The organism is Cellulomonas triticagri, from assembly GCF_003696205.1.
GTDB classification, from domain to species: Bacteria; Actinomycetota; Actinomycetes; order Actinomycetales; family Cellulomonadaceae; genus Cellulomonas; species Cellulomonas triticagri.
Genome location: NZ_RFFI01000045.1, coordinates 22,598 through 31,263 on the forward strand (window position 1 = coordinate 22,598; position 8,666 = coordinate 31,263).

Genomic DNA, 8,666 nt, shown 5'->3' on the forward strand with positions numbered 1-8,666 from the left:
GTACGTCCTTCTCGTGCTCAGTGCTGGATGGCGAGGGCAGGGGCTCCGGCCTCCACCGGACCCGCGGCCAGGAGGTCGACGCCGGTCGCCGTGCCCGTGTTCACGACGATCACGGCGGTGGTGGGGTCGCAGCCGGCGCGGCGGATCTCGTCGAGGTCGGCGGTGACGAGGTGGTCGCCGGCGCGCACGACCGTGCCCGTGGTGACGGCGTCCCGGAACGGGGCGCCGGCGAGCTTCACGGTGTCGATGCCGATGTGCACGAGGATCTCGAGACCGTCGCGGGAGCGGATGCCGAACGCGTGGCCGGTGTCCTGGACGACGACGACGGTCCCGGAGATCGGCGAGACGAACTCGCCGGAGTCGGGCACGACGGCGAAGCCCGGGCCCATCGCCCCGGAGCTGAACACGGGGTCGGCGACCTGCGCGAGGTCGACGACCCGGCCGCTGGCCGGCGCGACCAGGGAGTTGGCGTGCATGACCTCGGCGGCCGGCTGCGCCCCCGGCTCTCCGGCGACGGCGTCCGCCCGGGACGCCTCGTACTCGGCCCGGTCGGCCGCCAGGGTCTCCCGCGAGAAGCCGAAGAAGTAGGTGCCGACCGCGGCCAGCACGAGCGAGACCGCGGTGCCGATGACGAACGGCACGAACGTCGAGCCCAGGCCGAGCGGGTCCCCGAACCCGAGCGGGAGGGTCAGGACGCTCGACAGGGCGTAGCCGTAGACCTTGGCGCCGAAGGCGCCGGTGATCGCGCCGCCGACGGCGGCGGCGGTGATGCCGATGAAGAAGGGCCGCTTGCGGGGCAGGTTCACGCCGTAGATCGCGGGCTCGGTGATCCCGAACACCGCGGACAGCGTCGCCGAGCCGGCGAGACCCTTCGTCTTGCGGGACTTCAGACGCAGGAACACGCCCAGCGCCGCACCGGCCTGCCCCATGACGGCGGGCCAGATCGCGGCCTTGAGGGTGTCGTAGCCGAGCGTGGCGATGTTGTTGATGAAGATCGGGACCAGGCCCCAGTGGATGCCGAAGATGACCATGACCTGCCACAGGGCGGCCAGGAGCGCACCGGTCGCGAGCGGCGACAGGTCGTACACCCACATCAGGCCGTCGGCGATGCCCTCGGCGAGCCAGGTGGCGGCTGGGCCGATGGTCAGCAGCACGAGCGGGACCATCACGGCGAGCGAGATCAGCGGCGTCATGAAGTTGCGGACGGCCTCGTGCATCACCTTGTTCAGCCCGCGCTCGAGCCACGACAGGCCCCAGACCGCGATGATGACCGGGATGACCGTGCCGGTGTAGCTGGGCAGCTGCAGCGGGATGCCGAAGAAGTCGACGGGGTTGCCGGCGTTGAGGTACGCCTGCAGCGGCATCTTGCCGGGCTCGCCGTCGATGATGAGGTTCACGCCGATCAGCTGGGTGTACAGCATCGACCCGGCGAGGGCCATCGCGGCGAACATGTTCGAGCCGAACTTCCGCGCGGCGGTCGCGGCGATCATGATCGGCAGGAACGCGAAGAAGGCGTCCGCCGCGGCGAACAGCACCGCGTAGGTCGTGGACGTCGCCGACAGCCAGTCCAGCTCGGTGGCGATCATCAGGATGCCCTTAAGCATCGCGACCGCAGCCATCACGCCGAGCAGCGGACCGAAGATGCCGGACATGACGTCGATGAGGCGGCTGATCGGGTTCTTCGTGCCTGCCCCGCCGCCCGTCGGCGACGTCCGGTCCGACGCCTCACTGGTCAGGTCGCCGGGCAGGCCGTCGTAGACCTTGGCGACGGCGTTGCCGATCACCACCTGGAACTGCCCGGAGCTCTCGACGACGGTGATGACGCCGGGGACGGCCTGGGCGGCGGCCTTGTCCGCCTTGGCGCGGTCAGCCAGCACGAAGCGCAGCCGGGTCGCGCAGTGGGTGACTTCCTTGACGTTCGAGGGTCCGCCGACGGCGGCGAGGATCTCGTCCGCCGTCTGGGAGGGGCTGAGCTTGACCACGTTGTCTCTCCGAGTCGAGTGCATCGATCCCGGGGTGCAAAAAAAGACCCCACGCGTCAGCGATCGCCAGTTGATCGCGGAGCTAGGGTCTTGCCTCGCTCGGGGCGAGTTACATGCCTAGGTGTCTTCATTGAACCCTGGTGGGCTTGTGGCCGGTGACGCTAGCAACGCGTCCCCCGACGAGTCAACCACCCGTCTCGTGCCATGCACGCGCCTTGCATGCATAGCGCGAGCGCGCGTACGGTCGCCCGCCATGAGCCTGCCCGCCGCCGACCGCGCCTACCGGCACACCAAGAGCCTGATCCTGTCCGGCGCCGCCGTCGGCGGTGCGGTGCTCAGCGAGGTCGCGGTCGCCGACGAGCTCGGGATCAGCCGCACCCCGGTGCACGAGGCGTTCCTGCGGCTGGAGAGCGAGAACCTCCTCGCCCTGGCCCCCCGCCGTGGTGCCAGCGTCGTGCCGATGGCCCCCGACGAGTCCCGCGACGTCCTCGAGATGCGCGAGGCCATCGAGTGCTCGACGGCGCGCAGGGCCCTGTCCGCCGGACCGGTGAGCCCCGAGGTGCTCGACGAGATGCACCGCAACCTGGCCGAACAGCGGGAGACCGCCGGCGACGGCGCCGACGGCCGGTTCCCCGACCTCGACACCGAGTTCCACCTGATTCTCGTCCGCGCGTCGCGCAACGCCACCGCCGTGCAGTTCAGCGAGCTGCTGCGGGACCGCCAGCACCGGCTGCGCCGCCAGCTCCTGCAGGTGGGCGCGGAGGAGATCACCAGCGCGCTCGCCGAGCACGAGCTGATGGCCGCGGCGGCCGGGGCCGGTGACGCCGACGAGCTGTGCCGCCTGATCACCGCGCACATCCGCCGCCACCGCGGGGTGCTGTGATGCGCGGCTGGAAGGGCGCGTTCGCCGCGCTGTTCGTCTGCTCCTGGGCGGGCAACCAGTTCAGCCCGCTGCTGCTGATGTACAAGCAGGTCGAGGGGTACAGCACCGTCACCGTCAACGCGTTCCTCGGCGTGTACGTGCTGGGGCTGGTGCCGTCGCTGCTGCTGGCCGGCCCGCTGTCGGACCGCTTCGGTCGCCGCCGGCTGATGGTGGTCGCGGCGGGCACCGCCATCGCGACGAGCGCGGTCCTCGCCCTCGGCGTCACCGGCGCCGCACCGATCTACCTGGGGCGGCTCCTGGCCGGGCTGACGGTCGGCACGGCGATGGCCGTCGGGACCACGTGGCTCAAGGAGCTGTCGACCGGGTCCTACGACCCCGGTGCCGACGCCGGCTCCGGCGCACGCCGCGCGTCGATCGCGTTCTCGCTGGGCTCCGGGCTCGGCGCCCTCGCCGCCGGTGCGCTCGCCCAGTGGGGCCCCTGGCCCGAGGTCACGCCGTACCTGGTGCACCTGCTGTTCGCGGTCCCGCTGCTGGTCGTCGTCCCGCGCGTGCAGGAGACCCGCGCGGCACGCCCGGTGCACGAGTCCGTCCGGCAGGCGCTGCGGCTGCCCGCCGCACGCCACCGCCGGTTCCGGTGGGTCGTCGCCGTCGGCGCACCCTGGATCTTCGGGCTGGCGGCCCTGTCGTACGGGTACGTCCCCGTGCTGCTGAGCGACCAGGTCGGCGACCTCGGCGTCGCGTACGCGACGCTGCTGACCGTGGTGGCGCTGTCGATCTCGGCGCTGGTCCAACCGGTCGCCAAGCGCCTCGACCGCATCGACAGCGCCCGCGGGATCATCGTCGCGCTGAGCGTCCTCACCGCGGCGGTGGCAGCCGTCGCCGCCACGGACCTGCTCGCGTCGCCGGTCCTCGGGGTCGTCGCCGCCGCGATCGCGGGCACCGGGATCGGCATCGCGCTGTCCTCGGGCCTGCTCGAGGTGCAGCGCATCGCCGGGCCGGCGCACCTCGCCGGCCTGACCGGCCTGTTCTACGCGATCGCCTACGTCGGGTTCCTGCTCCCGACGGTGATGGCGGCGGTCACCCCGCCGTTCACCACCACCGAGCTGTTCGGGATCCTGCTCGTCCTCGCGGCGGCGTCGGTCGTGACCGCCACCGTCAACTCCCGGCGGCACCTGCCGCGGCCCGTGACCGCGGCGGAGCCCGCCCCCGGTCGGCCCGTCGCGGCGCTCGTCGACGAGAGCACCGGGACTCCGGCGCACTGACCGGGACGACCCGGACCCGCGCGAGCCGCGGCTCGCGCGGGGGGTGCCGGGCGACGTGATCCGTCGATGACCGACTCCGTGGACGGACGAAACCCCCGCCAGATCCGGATCGCGGTCGACCTTCGGCGTGAGCCGGCCACGCGCACGGCCCGGCCGAGCGTCGGTCGCGAGCCTCCGCAGACCCCGGCACGAGACACAGCGCTCACCCGTGCGGCGGTCAAGGGCTGCCCTGCGCGCGCGAGAGCCGCGGCAGCCCCAGCGATGCGGAACCGTCGGCGAGAGCGTGACACCGTGGCCGCGACCTCGCCCGACGCATCGGGCCCCCGGGACTGGGCGGAGGCCCGATGCGTCACGCGGGCGCGTTCAGCTCACGACGCTCCACGGCCCGCCGAGGGTCGGGGCCTGCGCCCGGGTCCACCACGCGGCGCGGTACCGCGTCCCTTCGTGCACGACCTCGTCACCGGCGTCGAAGATCCGCGTCGGCGTCCAGAGCGGGTCCCCTGCCGCGTCCCGCGCGATCTCCTGCCACGGGCCGTTCGGGTCGCCAGGCTCCTGGGCCCGGGTCCACCACGACGCGACCCAGAGCGAGCCGTCGTGCTGCACGGAGTCGTCCGCGACGTAGGTCGCGTCCGCGGACCACGCGGGTTCCGGCTGCCGGACCAGCGAGAGCCCGTCGACCGTCACCGAGGTCCCGGCCGGGCCGGCGGCCTCGATGCTGACCGTGGCGGTCCCGCCGGTCAGGCGCAGGTCGGCGAGCTCGGCGGTCGCCCAGCCGTCGGTCGCCGCGTTCAGGTCGAGGACGTGGTCCTGCCCTGCGGCGCCGGTGATCCGTACCCGTGCGTGGTCCAGGCCACCCGCGGTCGAGACCCGGGTCGCGAACCGGTATGTGCCGTCGGGTACCGCGTTCTCCTGGCGGACCGCCCCGGAGAACGCCGCGTCCGCGCCGAGCCGCAGCGCGAACCGGCTGCCGTCGGCTCCGGGCGTCGGGTTGGACACGAACGGCGCGGATCCCGGGTCGGCGGCGGTGGTCCACCCCGTCACGGCGGTGACGGGGATCCGGTCGGCGGCGAAGTCCGGGTTGAGGACGTAGTTGTTGCCCTCGCCGACCTCCCACTCCCCCGTGACGGCGTTGAGCCGCCACTGGCTGACCGAGTGGAACAGCGGGCGGTCGTCGGTCGCGGTGATCGGCAGCCACTGGTTGTAGCCGAGTCCGTTCCACGCGAAGTCCGCCCACCGGTCGCCCGCGTAGATCACCGTCTCGGTCTGCGTACCCGGGACGGTCACGAAGAACCCGCTCTGGGTGACGTGGCTGTAGTCCTTCTCGGTGCCCTCGAGCACGTACATGTCGGAGTAGTCGCCCTGGATGTCGTCCGTCTCCGACTCGACGATGTACGTCTGGGAGGTGTTCCAGCCGTGCAGGGCGGAGGACGCGACGTAGTACCGGCCGCCCATCTTGAACATGGCGTTGCCCTCGCGCCCGGCGCCACGGAACACCTCCACGGCGGTCTCCACGCTCAGGGAGTCGGTGTCGGAGATCCGCGCGACGTACGTGCGGCTGCGGCCGTCCCGGTAGGAGAACACCAGGTAGTCGGAGCCGTCGTCGTCGGTAAAGACGGTCTGGTCGCCGGAGCCCTGGTTCCAACCGGGCTTGTTCGGGTTCTCGTAGACCCCGGGCACGTGGGTCTGCAGATTCGCGTACTCGAAGTCCCCCGTCGGGGAGTCGCCCTGCAGGAAAAGCACGCCGGCGTTGGTGACGCGGGCGGGGTCGGCGTTCTCGAACTGGGTCAGCAGCACGTACTTGCCGGTGCTCTCGTTGTAGACGACGCCGAGCCGGCCGATCCACACCGCGTCGCCCAGGGTCTGCATCCGGGAGAAGTAGTCGCCGTTCACGTCCTTGCTCGCCGGGATGTCGACGGGCGTCTCCGTGGTCGCGATGTCGTTCTCGAACGTCCAGCTGACGAGGTCCTTCGACGAGTACGCGGTGACGGACTCGAAGTTGACGTTGTTGTTGTAGAGCCGCGTCGGGTTCGCGTAGTACAGCTCGGCGCCGTCGTAGCGGACGCCGTACCAGTAGTACGTGTCGCCGAAGCGGAAGATGCCGCCGCCCTGGGAGTAGATCGGGTTGCCGTCGGTGTCGTGCCAGAAATCGTTGTTCTGGATCGTGCCGAGGGTCCCCGCGCCGAGGGTGACGAGCCCGGCCGCGGCGTCCTGGAGCCCGGTCTTCGCGGCGACGACGTCCGGCGCGGTGGCGTCGGCGTCTGCCAGGACGTCGCCGGCGCGCGCGAGCGCCGCGGCGAACGGCGCCCACGACACGGGCGTGTGGTCGCCCGGCACGCGGGTGGCGTACGACTCGACGGCCTCGCGCAGCCCGCGGACCATCACCAGCGCGGCCCGGGCGTCGTCGAGCGCGGTGGCCGCCTCGGCGCGCTGCTCCGCGGTCGCCGCCGCGTCGGCGAGCACCGTCCGCGCGTCCGTCAGCCGGGCCGCGAGCGCCGCCCACGATCCGGCGGTGTAGTCGGCCTCGGCGAGGGACGCCGCGGCGTCGACCGCGCCGGGCAGGCCGTCGGTGACCGGTTCGGTCGCGGTGCTGTCGAACTCCGCACGGGCGTGGTTGACCCACCCCACGGCGACGACGCGCAGCGTGTGCGCGCCCGGCTCCAGGCCGGTGTGGCTGAACAGCTCGATCACGGCGTTCGAGTTCGCGCCGTGATAGTCGACGGTGCCGACGAGGGCGTCGTCGACGTAGACCTCGGCGGTGCCGTTCGTGGTGCGGGTGCTGCCGTACAGCCGGAACCCGTCACCCTCGAACGGGATCTCGAGGAAGTCCCCGTCGTTCCCCCAGTGGACGCGGGCGTTGCTGGCCCACTCGTCGCCCTCGTAGTAGGTCTGCCACGGCGTGCCGCGGGTCGTGCTCACGTCGGTGTGCTGGACCGCCCGGGTCGTGGTGGCGGCGTGCGCCGTGGCGGGCAGCCACGGGATGAGCAGGGCCGCGCTGAGCAGCAGGACGAGCAGGGCGCTCCTCCTGCTGCGCGGGCGGGGTGCGGTGATCGACATCGGCGTCCGTCTCCCTTCGGGCGGGACCTCGGTGTCCCGCACCTCCAGCCAACCCGCCGAGCGGCGCGCTCCCCATGGCACATCCCCGGCGCCAGATGGAGGAAACCACGGAGGAGTCGCCGCTCAGGGCACGGCATGCAGCGACCAGCCCGCGGACCAGGTCGCCCCGGGCTCGAGGTGAACCAGATCGGTCCCCGAGTTCAGGGCGTCCGGGGGTGCGGTCATCGGCTCGACCGCCACGGCGGTGCCGGTCCCGCCCGCCCGGGGGAAGTCCGGGCACGCGTACACCTGCACCCAGCCGAACGCCCCGTCCGCGCTCATCTCCGCCGCGGTCCCGTCGGGCGCGACCAGCCGGTGCACGTGCCGACCGCCCGCGTCGGGGACGCTGCGCAGGCAGTCGTGCAGCGCGCGGTCCGCCACCACGACCCGGCACCGCGGGCCGCCCTCGGGCGCCGGCAGGTCCCGGACGACGAGCGGCAGCAGCCGGTCGTCCACCTCGACGACCCCGTCGACGCCGAGGTCGAGCGCGAGGTCGGCCGCCGCGTGGTCGCCGACCCGCGGGTAGGGGTGGAAGCCGAGCGCGAACGGCGCCAGGTCGACACCGAGGTTCGTCACCTCGGCGTCGACGGCCAGCCCGTCCGGCAGCAGCCGGTAGGTCAGGTCGAGCCGCACGCGGAAGGGGTAGCCCGGCTCGTCCCGCACCTCGACGCGCAGCGTCACGCGTGCCGCCTCCCGCCGCACCACCGCGAACGCCCGGTCGGTCACCAGGCCGTGGTTCGCGGTGCCGCGACCCGGCTCCGTCAGCACCAGCCGGTGCTCGCGGCCGTCCGCGCCGCGCCACCGGCCGTCCCGCACCCGGTTGGGCCACGGGAACAGCACGGCACCGGACGCCGCCGGCACGGGTGCGTCGGCGGCGTGCTCCTCGACCAGCGGGACCCCGGCGACGCGCAGCAGGCGCAGCCCGCCGCCGACGGTGCGGACCGCCGCCCGCACCGTCCCCAGCCGCAGGTCGACCGCGCGGTCAGGCATCCACCCGCCACCGGGTGCTGCGCTCGAGGGTCACCGCGTCGAGGGCGCACAGCGGCCCGGGCTCGCAGCGGCGCCGGTCCTGCGCGCCCGCGGGCAGCCACACCGCCGCATCCGGGTGCAGCGGCAGCACCCGCACGGCCACCCGGCCCGCCTCGGCGCCGGGGACCGCGTCCAGGTCGAGGACCCACGGCGTGCCGTCCCAGAACCGGTCCGCCACCACGTGGCCGTCCACGAGCAGCTCCGCGACGTCGCCCGCCCACGTGATCGTCAGCAGGCGCCGGTCGCCGCCGTCCGACCGCTCGCCGACGTCGTGCAGCGCCCAGGACGCCGCGAGCCCCGCGACCACGTCCGGTGCCGGGGCGGAGGCGCGGCCCTGCGACGAGCCGTAGCCCGCGGGGACCTCGCCGGCCGGGCGGGTCGCCGTGCGGCCCACCGCGCGGGGCGGCCGCGGCGAGC

Annotated in this window: 5 protein-coding genes and 1 pseudogene; 2 read left to right on the forward strand and 4 right to left on the reverse strand. The window is 73.4% G+C overall.

Annotated features, from left to right (window positions below; translation table 11 throughout):
• Positions 1–17: 17 nt before the first annotated feature.
• The gene (locus EBM89_RS09700) at positions 18–1,982 is read right to left on the reverse strand and encodes a beta-glucoside-specific PTS transporter subunit IIABC (protein WP_158609610.1); all 1,965 of its coding nucleotides are present in this window, start codon (positions 1,980–1,982) and stop codon (positions 18–20) included.
• A 253-nt stretch (positions 1,983–2,235) separates the two neighbouring features.
• Here EBM89_RS09700 and EBM89_RS09705 point away from each other — a divergent pair, with 253 nt between their 5' ends.
• A complete protein-coding gene (locus tag EBM89_RS09705; protein ID WP_122149235.1) occupies positions 2,236–2,865 on the forward strand; it encodes a GntR family transcriptional regulator in 630 nt (209 codons plus the stop codon).
• Entirely contained in the window at positions 2,865–4,127 is a 1,263-nt protein-coding gene (locus EBM89_RS09710; RefSeq protein WP_122149236.1) for an MFS transporter, read from the forward strand. Before EBM89_RS09705 ends, EBM89_RS09710 begins: the two co-directional genes overlap by 1 nt.
• A gap of 363 nt (positions 4,128–4,490) precedes the next feature.
• Here EBM89_RS09710 and EBM89_RS09715 read toward each other — a convergent pair whose 3' ends face one another.
• The 3 genes and pseudogenes from EBM89_RS09715 to EBM89_RS21190 all read right to left on the reverse strand — a co-directional run.
• A complete protein-coding gene (locus tag EBM89_RS09715; protein WP_122149237.1) occupies positions 4,491–7,181 on the reverse strand; it encodes a family 43 glycosylhydrolase in 2,691 nt (896 codons plus the stop codon).
• 123 nt (positions 7,182–7,304) lie between these two features.
• Positions 7,305–8,210: an aldose epimerase family protein gene (locus EBM89_RS09720; protein ID WP_122149238.1), complete on the reverse strand. Its 906-nt coding sequence runs from the start codon at positions 8,208–8,210 to the stop codon at positions 7,305–7,307.
• A pseudogene (locus tag EBM89_RS21190) lies at positions 8,203–8,666 on the reverse strand (beta-galactosidase); the annotation flags it as partial. The pseudogene EBM89_RS21190 and the gene EBM89_RS09720, both read right to left, overlap by 8 nt.